This is a genomic window from Desulfitobacterium hafniense DCB-2, assembly GCF_000021925.1.
GTDB lineage: Bacteria > Bacillota > Desulfitobacteriia > Desulfitobacteriales > Desulfitobacteriaceae > Desulfitobacterium > Desulfitobacterium hafniense.
The window spans coordinates 1,355,970-1,371,281 of sequence record NC_011830.1 but is presented as its reverse complement, the minus strand read 5'-3'; the positions used below and the strand labels follow the sequence as shown (position 1 = coordinate 1,371,281).

Here is a 15,312-nt window from a genome sequence, read left to right as displayed (position 1 = left end):
CTCCTATTCTTGAGCACTATAGGGATCGATCAGCCGTCTCAGGCTTTCCCCGATGGCTTCAAACATCATGACGATGAGCAAGAGCATCACGCCCGGGAAGAACGCCAGCCACCACATCCCCGTGGCCAGGTGTTTCATAGCTTCAGAAAGTATGACCCCCACCGCCGGCATATCGAGAGGCAGTCCATAACCTAAAAAGGTAATGGCCGCTTCATGAAGAATAGCGTGGGGAAAAAGCAAAATCAGTCCGATCACGAATTGCGGGAAGACATGGGGGGCAATATGATCTTTGGCAATGGTCCAGCTGCTCTTGCCTAATTTTTGGGCGGCCTGGACATAGTGGGCATGGCGGATCTGGAGGACTTCAGCCCGCACCACCCGGGTTAGAGCCGGCCAGTGAGTTACGGCTACGGCAATAATCACTCCCTGAAGCCCCCTCCCCAGCATAAAGGATACCAGCATCAGCAAGACGATATGGGGAATTCCCATGCACAAATCCACAAGCCAGCTAATGCATTGATCCACCTTGCCACCGGCTGTAGCCGCCACGATGCCCAGGACCAAAGCGATGACCGCGCTGACCGTGGCCGCTAACAGGCCAACCAGAATGCTGGTGGACAAACCCTTAATCGTCCGGGCAAACATATCCCGTCCCAGATAATCGGTGCCAAACCAATGAGCTGCCGAGGGTGCCAGCTTTTTGGCCCCATAGTCCGGCGCATAGGCTTCCGGACCCATCGTCACACCCACCACCGTGATGGCGATCAATACTGCTGCGCAAAAACCCAACATCAAAAAGGTCTTGGTTCGCCGGTTAAAGCCCCCATTCCTTGTCAATTCAGCTGTCATTGTGTAGTTATCCATGGGGGTTAGCCTCCTTTATATGGGGATCGACGATACCATAGATGAGGTTGGCCAGCAAATTCCCTGTGAAGACGAAGACGGCACTGAACAAAGCAATTCCCAAAAACAGGGGCACATCGCCGCGCAGTCCTGCCTGAGTCACGGCATTGCCCAGGCCTGGATAGGTAAAGACCTGCTCTGCCAAGACAGAGCCCCCGAATAATTCACTGAAAGAGGCAAACTGCAGGGTAATCGCCGGTAGCATAATATTGCGAATGCCGTGCCGCTTAACAATGCTGTAGGTGGACTCTCCCCTTGCTCTGGCAAAGAGCACATACTCCGACTCCAGAACATCGATCATTTTCTGCCGGGTATGCAGGGCAATATTGGCTACTCCCACGATGCTTAGTGTAAAAGCGGGCAAAATCAGGTGATGTATCCGCTCCCAGAGCGTTACCTCGGAGGCAATCTTGCCGATGGGAGCCGCTAAGCCAATGGGAAACCACTGCAGGTTCACAGCGAAGACCATCAGGATCAAAAGCCCAATCCAGAACGTCGGAGCTGAAGATAAAGCCAGACAAAACGTTTTGATGAAGCGATCCAGCAGCCTTCCCCGGTTAACCCCGGCCAGGATGCCAAGGACAAAGCCCATTACCCCGGAAAGAACCCAGGCTACTCCCATTAAGGCTAAGGATGCTTTCACCCGTTCCCCGATCACTTGGGTGACCGGCAAGCGATAAGTGCTGGAAATCCCCATATCCCCTTGCAGCACATGCCCTGCCCAGATTAAAAAACGCTCCGCCGGGGGCTTATCCAGCCCCCAGTAACGGGCTACATTATCCCTTTGCTCCTGGGAGACATTGGACTCTGAACCTACAAACCCATCAATGGGATCAACCGGTGACGACATCACCAAGGCAAAGGCAATCACACTCATGGCGACGAGCAAAGTGATCATACGCAAGAAGGATGGCACGATTAGCTTCTGTAAGACCTTATTTCTCAGTTTCATCTGCGCTTCCTCAAGTCTCTTCATTTTTTTCTAATGGCAGGGATCGTTTTTCTGGACACCCTTTTATCAGGATTCAAAGGTCCACTCATTCAGATTGGCGATAACCGGCACTCCATGGCCATGGGGGTGAATCCGCTGCTCGCCGAGGCTTAACCCATCCCGTACAAAATAAGTGTGGTCGATATTGACAATCCACAGGAAGGGATAATCGACGCTGGTTCCTGTCTCGCCATCCCACTGGGATAGCTTCCAATAGTCTATGGCTTCTGCCATGCTGGTTGCCGCCAAGGCTTTCTCGATATAGTCATCCACTTTGGGATTGGCATAGGAGGCAGGATTGCTGGTTCCGACGCCAATCATCTGAGAATAGTGAGCATTGTAAAGGTCGATCGGATTATAGTCACCGCTTCCCCAACAGGTGGGTATAGTGCGGGTCAGGGCTTTACAGTCGGCCCAGGCCAATGCTTCGGCGATAAGATTAATGCCCAGCTTCTTGGCATCTTCGCTCAACGCCACAGCCAGATTATAGCGCTGTAAATCATCGGTTCTTCCGGAAATCTTGAATTCAGCCTTAATTCCATTCTTCTCCCGAATGCCGTCTCCATCAGTATCGATCCAGCCCGCTTCTGCCAAGAGAGCTTTTGCTTCTTCCACCCGGCCATCTTCGAATTCAGGAGTGTTGTTCCAGGGCAAAGCATCCACCCGGCCGTAGGCAGGGGTTCCGATCCCGTTAAGAGCGTTTTGGATAATAGTTTCCCGGTCAATGCCAATGTTTAAGGCCTTGCGCACAGCATAATCACTGGTGACATTGTTGCCGATCACATTGCCCTTGCCATCCTTGGTCTCCCCTATGACGGGCAAATTAAATCCCCGATTATCCACAGTCTTAATCCTCGCCATGCTCATACCCGGAACTTCTTCGTAGGCATATTCAGGATTGACCATGACCACATCCAGATTTCCTGATTTGGCTGCCGCTAAGGCGGCCTCCTCATCCAGGTTCAGAATGGTGATCTTTTTAAAGGCGGGCTTGGTTCCATAGTAATAATCATTGGGGACGACGATGAGCTGCTGCTCTTTATCCAATTGAGCTACCTTAAAGGGGCCTGTCCCGATGGGATTGTCCCCGTAACCCGGCCCGTAAGCATGCTCCGGAACAATGCCCAGCAGGGCTGTGGTGGAGGCAAAGGCCGACCATTTCTTATTCAGGGTAAAGACAACGGTAACTTTATCTTTAGCTTCGGCTTTTTCCAGCATTGTCAAATCCACGCTGGAACCGCTTGCTTTGGCGGTCATATAGGTAAAGGCCACATCATCGGCAGTCAAAGGTTCTCCATCGGAGAATTTCACATCATCGCGAAGAGTATATGTATAGGTTAAGCCATCGTCACTGACTGTATAGCCGACAGCCAAATCAGGCTCTGCTTCGATTTGGGCATTGAATTTCAGCAGGTTGCTATGAAAAATTCCGTCCCCGTAGATGCCGTACCCGGTGCAGGGATCATAACCGCCGCTGGTCATTCCATACCCTATATAAATAACCAGTTCATCTTTGTTGGTCTTTTCTTTGGTAACCGCTGCATTGCTTCCGCCGCAACCTGCCAGAACAAGGGCTAGACTCATGATCAGCATACCTAAAACTGTCCACTTTTTATTATACCTTTTCATCTTAATCATCCTCCACTTCTTTGCCACAGGTTTTAAAGAAAGCTGCCTGGATTCTTAACCTTACTTTGTTAAGTGCTCAAAATACTTCGTTAAGTGCTCAAAAATAAAAAACACCATGAAGCACGTATTTAACGACCTCCATGGTGTTAAGGCAGGTTCATCCTGCCGCTATTGCTATTTGATTCCCGGCTCTGCATAAGGTTTTGAAAAACAAGGACACCAACAACTAACAACACTTAAGAAGAGAATATACTATAGTCCCGCTTATTGTCAAGACAATTCAGTTTTTGATTTTTAAAAAATCAGACTATTTAAAAGCATGACCTTGGCCGTATCCTGATTAAGGCTTAAGAATCCGTTTAAGGCTGCCTGTGGGAAGCCGGCTTTCGGCAAGCCAGGCCTGCAGAATCTCATTGTAGAGCACCGGGTCTTCGAAATTAAAACCATGACCTGCGCTCTGGACTATATAGCCTTCAGCATGGGGAAGAAATGATACTAAATCCTGCGCAGAACGGATCATTACCCCTCTTTCCTTCTCCCCCACCAGAACAAGGGTTGGTACCGGGTTATTCTCCAAACCCTCAGGCAGCTTAAAGGCCGCATTTTCTCTAAGCAATCCTGCCAATGTCTCAGCCGATATGGACTTGGATTCTTCATAATATCTGGGAAAATATTCTGCGGGTATGCTCAGGGTTTGGGCCTGGAGTTTAGCAAACCATTTTTTCCGGGTCAAGGGAAGGGTCAGTTTTACGGTAGGCTTAATCAGACTGGACACTCCCCAAAGGGAACGAACCAATGCACTATGAACAACCCCAGTGTGAACTACCTCCGGTGAGTCCGCCAAAAGCTGCAGGAGAATTTGGGCGCCGATGGAATGTCCCACCACATGGGCTTTACCATGATGCCCTTTGCTTTTGATCAGGGCGGCCATCAGTTGGGCACATTCTTTAATGGAAAAAATCTGAAGCTCCCTACTCTTCCCATGTCCGGGCAGATCAGGGACAAGGCAATGGAAGTCATTCAGAGCTTTAATCTGCTTATCCCACATCCAGCCGCTTAAACCGCCTCCGTGGATAAACAGCATACTAACGTCTTGTGCCTCGTTAAATTCCTGAAGGAATATTTCCATAGTGATCTACCCTTTCCTGCCCAAACCTTTGCTGTGGGAACCGGCCCACCATGAGCCCCCTTCGTGTTTTATCTGCTGCTGCTCTCCTTGGCAGCCCTCTTGTTTAATCGGTTGGCCAAGGAAATACCAAGCCCGATGATGCTTTCACTGTGCAGCATAGGCTCTATGGAAGGATCAAAAAGGATGGTGGCGTTGGCTTTAACCTCTTCGTCCCCCTCCCAGATAACCACACAGACAGGGATTTCCGGGAAGGCCTGAAACAGCACCGATGAGCTTCCCATTTGGGCGGGCTGCCCGCCTAAAGAGGCCGCCACAGTGTCCAAAAGCTGGGCCTGATGGCCAAAAGCCTTGAGCAAGGGTGAGATGGCCGTTTTAAGAAAAGCGGCATAAAAAATCATCCCTCCCGGTATTTCCTTAATGCTCACCCACCTGGGCTCTGCTTCCGACAACGGCTGGGCATAGGCCAAATAGTTAAGAATAATGATGGCATCCATAATATCCGGAGCATGCCCATCCGCTTTACGGTATACTGTCTCCTGCTTGCTATCCGCAATGTACTCCTGAGCAAAGAATATCACTGAAAACTGCCCGGTATCCTCGTTATAAGACACCGCTCGTGTCGCTGTAATCTCTGCCGGCTCCCTCTTTTTTATGTCCTGCCAAAATTTATGGTAGGCAACACGGTAATTCGTCTCCATTCTTATCTCCTCCACTCCGCTCTCATCATTCATTCCACGCCACTGCGCACTAATTACGCTTAACCCCCCCCTTCCTGCCCTCCCTGACATCCTGGAAAATTAATCAGACAGAGTCAGCTCCAACATCTTTTTTGTGGTATTGGCATTTCTGATGGTAACGGATTTATAAGTCTTGGTTCCTACGATTTTGGACCACCGGGTGCGGGAAAAGGTCTTTAACTGTGCTGACCAAAATATCACAGGGCCATGAGCAAATACTTGTTCATACTCCGGTTTGGTGGCCCCTACTTCGGCAACTATGTCTGCGGCTGTGGCAGGATGGATAACAAACAGGGCATTATGTTTGGCCTCAGGGTCCTCATCCCACCAATCCGGCGCATGCTCCAAGGCTTCCCGCATGCTCTCCTCATCGATCAATGCTAAATCTACAGGAAATTTAAATTCCTCTTCTAAAATCACTTTGCATTTTTCAGCAAGCATGAGGTGGTCCTGGGCTTGAGCATCGAAGATGACATTCCCGCTGTTGATGTAGGTCACTACATTTTGAAACCCTGCTTTTGTAAAGCATTGTTTTAATTGAGCCATGGGGACTTTATTTTTCCCGCCTACATTGATCCCCCGCAGCAGGGCGATATACTTCATATAAAACTTCCCCCATTTTCATTATTAAGGAATACATGCTGGGCAGAGAAGGCCTTGCTCTTACAAGGTATAATAGCGCTGTACGGAAGGAAGCAAGGTGAGGGCCTGAATGAGTAATGCCCCAAAAATATAGCCCAGATGAATAGCGACAAAGCCTTTAATGATATAAGCTTCGACTGCAATGAAGATAATTAAAATAAATCCGATATAGAGTGAATAGGTCCAGGCCCAGTCTTTATCAGCAAACAGGTTGAGCCGATTGGCTATTGGCAAAGGTTGATTTCTTACTAACCCATAGGCTGCCAGCAAGGGCAAAATCCCTAACAGGGTGAGCAGAATGATGCCGGGGATCAGAAAGCTGCTAAAGATGGAACCTTCCAGTATGGTGACCGGCATCTGAATTATCCCCCCGCTGGGATCGATGATCAGAACCACCCCGCCAAAAATTGCGCCTAACCCTAATATAATGTGCAAAGCGATCAATAACTTGCTCGCAAAAGGCCTTCTTTTAATTTTAAACCCCATGCTATCACTCTCTTTTCCCACAGATAATGGTGTATTCTATTCTCTTAGCTGTATGATCGACAGGCAGCGTTAGTGCTGGCAGGTTAAACAATAATAAGCATTCCTGCCGCCAACTGTCTTTTGCTTTATGGGCTCACCACATTGAAGGCAAGGCTGTCCCGTGCGATCATAAACCTTAAAATACGGAATCATTCCTCCGCTTAACTTATCCCAGGAGGCAAAGGGCTCTTCGATATATCCCCCTTTGGCAATCGCTTGCTGAAGCAAATCAGGGATGACCCCATACAGCCGATCCCTCTCCCCATCGGTTAAGGTGGGGGTTTTGCGTTCCGGCAGTATTCCCGCGGCAAATAAAATCTCGTTGGAATAGGCGTTGCCTATGCCTGATATGTTTTTTTGATCCATGAGCAGAGGCTTAATCATGCCTCTTTTCCCGCTAAGGATATTCAAAAAAGCGGCCAAGGAAAACTCCGCATCCAAAGGATCAAGACCCAGCCCTTCCTTGATAGCGTCCACCTGGGATGGCGCGAGCAGCTTAAGGTAACCTAATCTTAAGTCGCAAAAATGGAGAATGGAGTGATCGGCAAACTTCAGCCGGATATGGGATCTGCCCGGCAATTCTACAGGTTCTCCCGCCACTTCATAATACATTCTGCCATCAAGCATCATATGAGCGCAGAGGGCTTTCCCTGAGCTCAGGGCAAGGATGAGGTATTTCCCATATCTTAACACCTGCTCAATACTTGTATCCTGCACCCATCTCACAAACTCATCGGTAGGAACATTGGTGCTGCGCGCCCTGGTGATTTCGGTTCCCACAATTCTCTTATCAAGGACGGATAGCTGTAAATAATTCTTGTACGTTTCCATTTCAGGAATTTCCGGCATAATGCTCACCTCAAACATAGTGTTGCCAGACAAACCCAGTCTGACTCAACTATCGGCATATAATTAGCAGAGACCCCTTTGCCGAACTGCCAATTTCTCTTTGACACTGGGGAATAAGTCCATATTCGTGTGCGGCAAAAACCGGCTGCCGCCGTATTTATCCATAAAGCTGCTGCTGGCATTCATTTCGAAATAAGTGATCTTTCCGGCTATTTCCTCTATTTCTTGGCGCTTGCTATGGGAAAGCAGAACTTGGCGCGCTCCTTCACCTGAGCTGTTACCCAGGCGCAGCATCTGCTCCCGGGGAAGATCGGGGTAAAGCCCTATGGTAATTGCCGATTCAATAGGTAAATACTGACCGAAGGCACCTGCGGCATAGAATTTGGCAATCTCTTCCCACTGGCAGCCTACGCTTTCCATCAATACTTCAAGGGCGGCGTTTACGGCTCCTTTGGTGCGCATAAGGCTGTTAATATCCTTTTGGCTTATGAATATCTCCTTACCCGTTGCGCTTTCGCCGGCAGGAACGATGGTAAAGCGCTCTCTCCCATCTGTGAAGCGGGCGGCTCGATTAATGAGCCCATTGAGAAAAAGTTCCGCTAAGGAGTCAATCAATCCTGAACCGCAAATTCCCCGTGCCGGGGCATTATCAATGGTTGTATATCGCACATGATGTTCAGAGTCTATGCTGACCTGATCGACTGCCCCTTGTTCAGCTCTGATTCCCCACTCTGTTACTCCTCCTTCCAAGGCCGGGCCGGCTGCTCCTGCACAGCCTACCAGCCATTCCTGATTGCCCAGAATAAATTCTCCGTTGGTTCCGATATCGACCAGGAGTGAAACCTCTTCCTGCTTATGCATACCGCTTACCAGAATCCCCGCCAAGACATCCCCGCCAATATAGCTGCCGATGCTGGGCAAACAATAGATGGGGGCGAGGGGATGGACAGCCAGGCCGATTTCCCCGGCACAAAATATCCCCGCATTATTAACCGCCGGTCTGTAGGGCGCCCGGCAAATTGAACCGGGGTCCAGCCCTAAGCATAAATGAACCATGGTTGTATTAGCTCCGATACATACTCCACTGATTGCTTGCGGTTTCAAGTCGGCTTCCAGGCATGCTTGTTTGATAAGGGCATTGAGTGTATTGACAATCAAGGTTTGCAGCTCTTTCAACCCTTTTTCTTCTCTGGCCGCCATAATGCGGCTGAGTATATCATCGCCAAGCTTAATTTGACCGTTATAGTCCGAAGCTTTAGCTATAATATCCCCATTAACCATGTTGACAAGATAGACAACCACCGTAGTTGTTCCTATATCAATTGCTAATCCGACATGAGCATCGGTGTGATCCCCAGGTTCTGCATCAATTGCTTGGTAGCTTGCAGCTTTGCCATCCTCATTAATATCATTGCCGGCAGCCAGTGTGACTGTAATTACTTCATTATCGTCACGAACAAGCTTTACGAGATGATTCATAAGGGCTAGCGGAATCTCCACGGGGACGCCCAGCCTTTGCTGCAAATTTTGGCGGAGGGTGTCAACCATGCCCTTATTGCCTTGCTCATGGCCTTGAAGTATCTTGATGCTTATTTTCCTTGTCAGTGGATCGAGCTCAAAATCACTGACAACTCTCTGGTCCGCTAAAATGACCGGCCGATAATGATTCATGTTCATCCCCCCTTGTCTAAGTATAACTGGAAAGCCGGGAAATTGTTAGAATAATTCAAATATAAAAGAGGAGTTGCCGCCGGCAATTCCCCTTAGAGTTCTGGGTTCCTCAATTATTTCCGGAATGATAGGATTCACCAGGCAAAAGCCTAAGTCTGTAGATATTATTCTCGGTGTGAATCTCTACATAGTCCATGGCTTTAATAACATTAGTTATCCGGCTTAAATGAGTCCTTGAGCATTGGCCATCCTGGATGTATAAGAGTTTTCCCCTCGAGCCGATTTCAATATCCTGCAGCCAAACCACACGTCCCCATCTATGAAGGGATGTGGGAACTTTAGGCAGGGTGATATCATAAACGCCCTCAATAATTCCTACATCATTGTTTATGTTCATACATATCTTCCCTCCTTAAGCATGAATTGGCTTTAGATAATTATTTTGCCGGCGACCATCTTAAAACAGGCCAGGGGAGATCCAAGGGCTTAATCGCCCTCTTTTCGCCGACATTCTGTATTTTAGCGTTGCAATACCCTTTATCCTCCAGCATCAGCAGCTGCTTGACATCAATATCCATGATCGTCCCGGTATAATCTGTTACCCGTATGGAGGTGATGCGATCGCCTTCCTTGTACGTCCCGACGATGATGTACTTATCATTCTTGATGCATTTTTTGGTCTGAGCATCAATCACAGGCAGCATATCGATGGTTCCTTCGTCTGCAACCAAGGCTACCCCTGAAGCATGAGCATTGCGGCAGCCATGTTCCTTAATGTATTCCAAGGTGCTCGCCAGCCCCATATCCTGCATTGTTGCCGAAATTTCATCAAGCAGGCGATAACCCAGGGTTCTGTGCCGCTCCTTAATGATTGCGATGACTCTTATCACTATAAACACCTCTTTTAGTTTTTTATCCTGTTTCAAATCAATGGATTATCTCCTCATCCTTCTGTCAGAGCATAATCTACCGCCCCGCTGGCATGAATTAACGTGGTATCCAATAAAGACACTGCCGAATCCTCTTGTTTGATTAATAAGCCAATTTCCGTACAGCCAAGGACTATTCCCTGGGCACCCTGTTCGACTAAGTCGGCGATGATTCTTTTAAATTGGTTTCTTGACTCCTGATTGATGATGCCCAGGCATAGTTCCTGATATATTACTTCATTGACGACTGCCTTATCTCCTTCTTCCGGCGTTAAAACTTTTATTCCCTGAGCTTCCAGGCGTGAGCTGTAAAATTCCTGCTCCATGGTGTAGCGGGTTCCTAAAAGTCCTATGGTTCTTATATTGCTGGTCAACGCCTGTTGAGCCGTCATATCCGCTATATGCAGCAAGGGTATCTGTAGCCCGGCTTGAATCTCATCAGCTACTTTGTGCATGGTGTTCGTGCACAGAACTATAAATTCCGCTCCTGCCGCCTCAAGGCTTCGTGCGGCATTGGCCAGAATCTCCGCAGCCTTTCCCCATTCACCGCTGCTTTGACAAGTCTCAATTTCTGCAAAATCCACACTGTATAAAATACACTGGGCTGAGTGCAATCCGCCCAGTCTCCGTTTAACTTCCTCATTGATAAGCCGATAATATTCGGCAGAGGATTCCCAGCTCATGCCGCCGATCAATCCTATTGTCTTCATTGGTTGCCTCCTCTATAACATAAACCCAATTTGGTTTAGGCCTGCTTAGCGAACAATCAACCTGTACCCACTTGCTGCTTTGGCCTTACAGCAAAGCGTTCTCCAGGGCTTCCTGCAAATTGCCATACCTATATGCAAAACCGGCCTGCTGCATCTGCTTGGGCACAGCCCGTTGTCCGTGCAATAGCATTTCCGCCATCTGACCCAAGGCTATTTTCAAAAGTATTTCCGGAACGGGGAACCATGACGGTTTATTTAAAACCTTGCCCAGGGTTTTACTGAAATCCTTCATTTTGGCCGGATGGGGAGCGACGGCATTAATCGGACCGGATAACTCCGGATGTTCGATAATAAATCTGATCATGCTGATTAAATCCTGGCTATGAATCCAGGAAAGCCATTGCTCTCCCGTGCCCAAAGGACCGCCCAGATAGAATTTAAAGGGCAGGACCATTCTATTCAGAGCGCCTTCATTGCCCAGAACGACGCCAATCCGAGGAGTTACTACCCTTGTCAAAGAGTCTTGGACTTTATAGGCTTCTTCTTCCCATTTTTGGCAGACTTGAGCCAGAAAATCCTTGCCAGGTCCTTCAGACTCCGTGATCTCTTCATCCCCACGGGGGCCATAATAGCCAACTGCCGAGGCGTTGATCAAAACTTCAGGCTGAATCACACCCTCATTAATAGCTGTCACAATGGCACCTGTAGTTCTAAGCCTGCTGGCGATAATCTCCTCCTTTACGGAAGGGGTCCAGCGGCGATTGCCGATGGATTCGCCCGCCAGATTAATCACAGCATCAATTTGCGTCAGGTTTTTAAGCGAAGCCAATGGGAAAATATTATCCCATTCGATTACCCCTGCCCCGCCAGCCAGGGTGCCGGCCATTCTCTGAGCGTTTCGGGTGACAATATAAACCTGATAGCCATTCTCAAGCAACTCCTTGGTCAGATTTCTACCCACAAAACCTGTTCCGCCAAAGATTAAGACGTTCATAATGCTCATCCTCTATGTATTTTTACATGGACCGGCCTTATCCTGCACGGGAAGCTGCTATGTAAAAATTAAAGGCTAACATTTTCTGTCAGCCTCATGGTGCTAAATCCGCTTCCCAGCATATGTTTCATCCCCTATGATGATTATAACCCGGATAACCTGATTTGGAAATACTTCCAGCTCTTTTGGCCCTGCTGCTTGCCACTTTCTCACTTCGGTTTCTAAAGCTCCGACATTTTCAACGGCTTTCCTGGTCAGGGTCTTCCATCATTGCCGCTTCCCTGACAAAACGTTCATAAGCCATAGCCTTGCCTGTTCTGGTGCGGAAATTCTTGGCGATGAAATGCTCTGCTTTTACCCTATCCTTGCTTATTTCCATGGCTCCGAGGTTCTCCAGCAAATCGGCATCCCATTGGATCTGGAAATCCAGGCCGTCAATTCTCGACGGTGTATGATGGTTTCCCACGATATAACATACCCTGTCGATTTGGGCAGCATTATATCCTATCTCTTCAAGTATCTTTCTGGATACCGGCGGCCCCTCTAATTCCTGGAAACGGGCCTCCATTGAACCGTGCTTTCTTTGCGCTTCGATAGCCCCGATATCGTGAAGTATCGTTACAATGGAGACAAGCTCTCTTTCCTCTTGCGGGTACTCTTCTCCCTCCATAATGCTTTCCGCATTTTGAAGCACCCTTAGGGTATGCTCAATTCCATAGGGGACTTCCCTAAATACTTCTTTCATTTTTTCAATCACTTTTTCTTTATACATCTTTTGCTTCACTTCTCCTGTTTACAGTAATTCAATAGCCGCATTTGCCATCGTGTTATCTCCCTATTTTTTAGTTTGGTAGAGCGCTACCTTGGGGTGGTAGAGGTCCCACGTTCAAATCGTGCACTCCGGATACTAACAAAGTCAGGGAAAGGCGCCAGGATTTACACAAGCATCTATATTTTTTGTTTTATCGTTGATGATTGGCATAATAATCTTCGGCAACAAGCCCGTACATTGAGCAATCACAGATTCCCTGATTGCACCGGTCCCCTTGTTTCAGAGTCCCTTCATACAGCAGCCCGCACTTCTTCATTACCTTCCCTGAGTTAGGATTGCGGGGATCATGTCTGGATTCAATCCTATTGACTTGAACCTCCGCGAAGAAAAAACGCATTAATTCAGCAAGGGCTTCGGAGGTAACTCCCTTGCCCCACCATCGTTTACCGATGCAGTACCCTACATGAACCATGTCAATGCGGTCATCCATTTTGACAATGCTGATGCTGCCGATAGGCTCGGAGCCATTCTCTTTGAGCACAATCGCCCATTGATAAAATTTTTCGTCTTCATATAGGCTGACCCAGTCTTTCAGCACTTCTAAGGAAACTTCCACATTCTCATGGGGAGGCCAGGTCAAATATTTCGTTACTTCCCCATCATTGGCCCAATTCTTAAACATGGCTTCCGCATCAGTTAATTCAAACCTGCGCAAGATCAGCCCCTCAGTTTCCAGTTCTTTGGTTCCCCTATGTCTCATGGTGCAGCCTCCTCCCGCCAATAACCGGCAGATAGCTGGGTTGCCGCTAATCTGCCCCGGCAGTAAATTTCCTCGGTCTGCAGCACACCTTGCGAGGAGCTGCGGAACCGGGTTTGATAACCAAAATCTCCCTCCTGATAGGAGTAGTCAGAGAACAAAGTTCCGGTGCATTCCCCGGCCCATTCCAATAAATGTTTACCCCTGCCCTGCTTCAAAAAACCATAGATCTCCTTTTCGGAAACACCCGCACCAGCCAGGGCATAGCCTACATAATCGCAGGACCAAATCGGTTCACTCCGCTCCTTATAATAGATATATTCCACTCCGCTATAAGGATTAAAGCCGCGGTATGAATCACTAAAAAGGTAATCCCCCCAGGAGAGTTTAAAATCCCAATCATAGATCTGACCCGGACTATAGGGATTATATGCGGAGCTTTTCTTAACATAACACTCGATACGCCCCTTAATGAGAACTTCTATAAGGGCTCCCATGAGCTCAGCCTTAATCACCACAATCACCACCCATGCTATTCCTTAACTGCTGCTTATCGATTTTACCCAAGGGTGTATAAGGCAGTTGCTGGACAAAGACTATCTCTTTGGGCAACTGAAATCGGGCCACCCGGGGGCGCAGCCATGCCAAAAGCTCCTCCTGGGTTAAGCAGGCGCCTTCCTCCCTAACCACAAAACCCTTCAGTCTTTGCCCGAATCTTTCATCGCTGATGCCGATGACCGCCACCTCTTTGATGTGAGGATGATTTCTCAGCACCTGCTCCAGATCGGCGGGATAAACATTTTCTCCGGCCGAAACCACCATGTCATCTACTCGGCCGCATAAGAAGTAGTAGCCTTGATGATCCCGATAACCTAAATCACCTGTTTCCAGCCACGGCCCGCTTTTATTGCCCATGGACCAGGCGTTCTTAATACAGAATTGGCCCACACTGCCGATGGGGACTTCATGTTTATTATCATCCATTACCTTGAGCCGAACACCTTTGATGATTTTACCGAGAGTATTGGCCGCATAGCTTAAATCCTGGGGGGTAGCGATTATATTTAACCCCGCCTCCGAGGTTCCATACAGATTGTACAGGACATCCCCCAGCTTCTCCGTTGTCTCCCGGGTAAGCTTAGGATTGAGTTCCGCCCCGCCGGAAACAATGCAGGCCAGGGATTGCAAATCTTCCGGATTTTGCTTCAGCATTTTATCAATCATCAAGGGTACGACGGTCACTACTTCAACCTGATGCTTGCGGATCAGCCGACAGGCTTTCACCTGATCAAAGCCCTTTTGAATCACGACCTTTTTCCCCAAGGTGATCAACACCAGTAAAATTGCCAGGCCATAGCCATGATAAAGGGGGGTGGCTATATAAGCGGTCTGATAATGGGTAAGCTTCAACCTGTTGATTAAGGTCAGGAAGGGGTTCAGATAGTTGTAAAGGGAAGGTTGATGAGCCGCTGCCCTGGCCTTTCCCGTTGTCCCGCCTGTCAGTATCACCAGCCTGCCGCTTGAGGAAGGCTGGATTTGCAGATTTTCCGGGAAGCTTTGCTCAGCAAGGTTATTGAGCGCCGGCAAATGCTCATGATAGCTCAAAAGCTTACCTTTTTGATAGACTGAAGCCTCCAGCAAGGGGCTTGCTTCAAAATCGTAGATAACCAGGTTGAAGTCAATTTGCTCTGCTAACTGATTGAATTGACTGCTGCTCATTTCCGCATTGAGCAAATAGATATCCGCACCGGATTGGGCAACAGCGAATAAGGCTTTGATCAAAGAAGTATGGTTCTTGCAGATCAACCCTACCTTATTCCCTCTTTGCAGCTGATACTTCTCCTGCAAAAGCAAAGCGATGCGGCGGGACCGGGCATACAGTTCCCGGTAGGTCAACTCTTCCTTTTCATCGATTAACCCGATCTTTTCACCATATACCTTGGCCGCCAAACTCAATAAAGCCATGATATTTATGCCATGTTTACCGAGAGCGACGGCCAAACTATAGAGCCCCAAGGGGGAAAGCAAGCCTATTTTAAACAAAGTGTAGAGCAATTTAATCATGGCTTCCATC

The 15,312-nt window shown here is 48.3% G+C and carries 17 protein-coding genes; all 17 read right to left on the bottom strand.

Features of this window, described 5'->3' with window-relative positions; genetic code table 11:
• Positions 1-3: 3 nt before the first annotated feature.
• Complete coding sequence (locus DHAF_RS06380; RefSeq protein WP_005808079.1) at positions 4-864, bottom strand: ABC transporter permease; 861 nt, start codon at positions 862-864, stop codon at positions 4-6.
• Entirely contained in the window at positions 857-1,855 is a 999-nt protein-coding gene (locus DHAF_RS06375; RefSeq protein WP_015943341.1) for an ABC transporter permease, read from the bottom strand. Before DHAF_RS06375 ends, DHAF_RS06380 begins: the two co-directional genes overlap by 8 nt.
• Before the next feature lie 66 nt (positions 1,856-1,921).
• Positions 1,922-3,523: an ABC transporter substrate-binding protein gene (locus DHAF_RS06370; RefSeq protein ID WP_015943340.1), complete on the bottom strand. Its 1,602-nt coding sequence runs from the start codon at positions 3,521-3,523 to the stop codon at positions 1,922-1,924.
• Positions 3,524-3,863: 340 nt separating this feature from the next.
• On the bottom strand, positions 3,864-4,652 hold the full coding sequence (locus DHAF_RS06365) for an alpha/beta fold hydrolase (protein WP_015943339.1): 789 nt from the start codon (positions 4,650-4,652) through the stop codon (positions 3,864-3,866).
• A 68-nt stretch (positions 4,653-4,720) separates the two neighbouring features.
• Entirely contained in the window at positions 4,721-5,350 is a 630-nt protein-coding gene (locus DHAF_RS06360) for a DUF3786 domain-containing protein (RefSeq protein WP_015943338.1), read from the bottom strand.
• A gap of 99 nt (positions 5,351-5,449) precedes the next feature.
• Complete coding sequence (locus DHAF_RS06355) at positions 5,450-5,992, bottom strand: DUF1697 domain-containing protein (RefSeq protein WP_015943337.1); 543 nt, start codon at positions 5,990-5,992, stop codon at positions 5,450-5,452.
• A gap of 60 nt (positions 5,993-6,052) precedes the next feature.
• The gene (locus DHAF_RS06350) at positions 6,053-6,517 is read right to left on the bottom strand and encodes a hypothetical protein (RefSeq protein WP_015943336.1); all 465 of its coding nucleotides are present in this window, start codon (positions 6,515-6,517) and stop codon (positions 6,053-6,055) included.
• Between the two features lie 69 nt (positions 6,518-6,586).
• Positions 6,587-7,405 (bottom strand): Fpg/Nei family DNA glycosylase, encoded by an 819-nt coding sequence (locus DHAF_RS06345; protein WP_015943335.1) that lies wholly within the window; start codon positions 7,403-7,405, stop codon positions 6,587-6,589.
• A 63-nt stretch (positions 7,406-7,468) separates the two neighbouring features.
• Positions 7,469-9,082, bottom strand: coding sequence for an ASKHA domain-containing protein (locus DHAF_RS06340; RefSeq protein WP_041271926.1), 1,614 nt, complete (start codon positions 9,080-9,082; stop codon positions 7,469-7,471).
• 103 nt (positions 9,083-9,185) lie between these two features.
• The gene (locus DHAF_RS06335; RefSeq protein WP_005808060.1) at positions 9,186-9,473 is read right to left on the bottom strand and encodes a hypothetical protein; all 288 of its coding nucleotides are present in this window, start codon (positions 9,471-9,473) and stop codon (positions 9,186-9,188) included.
• A 40-nt stretch (positions 9,474-9,513) separates the two neighbouring features.
• Complete coding sequence (locus tag DHAF_RS06330; protein ID WP_035213278.1) at positions 9,514-9,966, bottom strand: hypothetical protein; 453 nt, start codon at positions 9,964-9,966, stop codon at positions 9,514-9,516.
• A gap of 53 nt (positions 9,967-10,019) precedes the next feature.
• A complete protein-coding gene (locus tag DHAF_RS06325) occupies positions 10,020-10,715 on the bottom strand; it encodes an aspartate/glutamate racemase family protein (protein WP_015943333.1) in 696 nt (231 codons plus the stop codon).
• 85 nt (positions 10,716-10,800) lie between these two features.
• A complete protein-coding gene (locus DHAF_RS06320) occupies positions 10,801-11,709 on the bottom strand; it encodes a TIGR01777 family oxidoreductase (protein ID WP_015943332.1) in 909 nt (302 codons plus the stop codon).
• Positions 11,710-11,947: 238 nt separating this feature from the next.
• Positions 11,948-12,493, bottom strand: coding sequence for an HD domain-containing protein (locus DHAF_RS06315; protein ID WP_018213848.1), 546 nt, complete (start codon positions 12,491-12,493; stop codon positions 11,948-11,950).
• A 178-nt stretch (positions 12,494-12,671) separates the two neighbouring features.
• Complete coding sequence (locus tag DHAF_RS06310; protein ID WP_015943330.1) at positions 12,672-13,241, bottom strand: GNAT family N-acetyltransferase; 570 nt, start codon at positions 13,239-13,241, stop codon at positions 12,672-12,674.
• Complete coding sequence (locus DHAF_RS06305; RefSeq protein WP_015943329.1) at positions 13,238-13,765, bottom strand: DUF5680 domain-containing protein; 528 nt, start codon at positions 13,763-13,765, stop codon at positions 13,238-13,240. The genes DHAF_RS06310 and DHAF_RS06305 overlap by 4 nt, the downstream gene beginning before the upstream one ends.
• Positions 13,746-15,311 carry an AMP-binding protein gene (locus DHAF_RS06300; protein ID WP_420794925.1) on the bottom strand — a complete coding sequence of 522 codons (1,566 nt, stop codon included), beginning with the start codon at positions 15,309-15,311 and terminating at the stop codon, positions 13,746-13,748. The genes DHAF_RS06305 and DHAF_RS06300 overlap by 20 nt, the downstream gene beginning before the upstream one ends.
• Position 15,312 lies beyond the last annotated feature (1 nt).

Coding starts and splice junctions, on each gene's coding strand:
- DHAF_RS06360 (WP_015943338.1), bottom strand. CDS start 5,350: ATGGAGACGAATTACCGTGTTGCCTACCATAAATTTTGGCAGGACATA.
- DHAF_RS06335 (WP_005808060.1), bottom strand. CDS start 9,473: ATGAACATAAACAATGATGTAGGAATTATTGAGGGCGTTTATGATATC.
- DHAF_RS06310 (WP_015943330.1), bottom strand. CDS start 13,241: ATGAGACATAGGGGAACCAAAGAACTGGAAACTGAGGGGCTGATCTTG.
- DHAF_RS06325 (WP_015943333.1), bottom strand. CDS start 10,715: ATGAAGACAATAGGATTGATCGGCGGCATGAGCTGGGAATCCTCTGCC.
- DHAF_RS06340 (WP_041271926.1), bottom strand. CDS start 9,082: ATGAACATGAATCATTATCGGCCGGTCATTTTAGCGGACCAGAGAGTT.
- DHAF_RS06380 (WP_005808079.1), bottom strand. CDS start 864: ATGGATAACTACACAATGACAGCTGAATTGACAAGGAATGGGGGCTTT.
- DHAF_RS06365 (WP_015943339.1), bottom strand. CDS start 4,652: ATGGAAATATTCCTTCAGGAATTTAACGAGGCACAAGACGTTAGTATG.
- DHAF_RS06355 (WP_015943337.1), bottom strand. CDS start 5,992: ATGAAGTATATCGCCCTGCTGCGGGGGATCAATGTAGGCGGGAAAAAT.
- DHAF_RS06320 (WP_015943332.1), bottom strand. CDS start 11,709: ATGAACGTCTTAATCTTTGGCGGAACAGGTTTTGTGGGTAGAAATCTG.
- DHAF_RS06370 (WP_015943340.1), bottom strand. CDS start 3,523: ATGAAAAGGTATAATAAAAAGTGGACAGTTTTAGGTATGCTGATCATG.
- DHAF_RS06350 (WP_015943336.1), bottom strand. CDS start 6,517: ATGGGGTTTAAAATTAAAAGAAGGCCTTTTGCGAGCAAGTTATTGATC.
- DHAF_RS06300 (WP_420794925.1), bottom strand. CDS start 15,311: ATGGAAGCCATGATTAAATTGCTCTACACTTTGTTTAAAATAGGCTTG.
- DHAF_RS06345 (WP_015943335.1), bottom strand. CDS start 7,405: ATGCCGGAAATTCCTGAAATGGAAACGTACAAGAATTATTTACAGCTA.
- DHAF_RS06375 (WP_015943341.1), bottom strand. CDS start 1,855: ATGAAACTGAGAAATAAGGTCTTACAGAAGCTAATCGTGCCATCCTTC.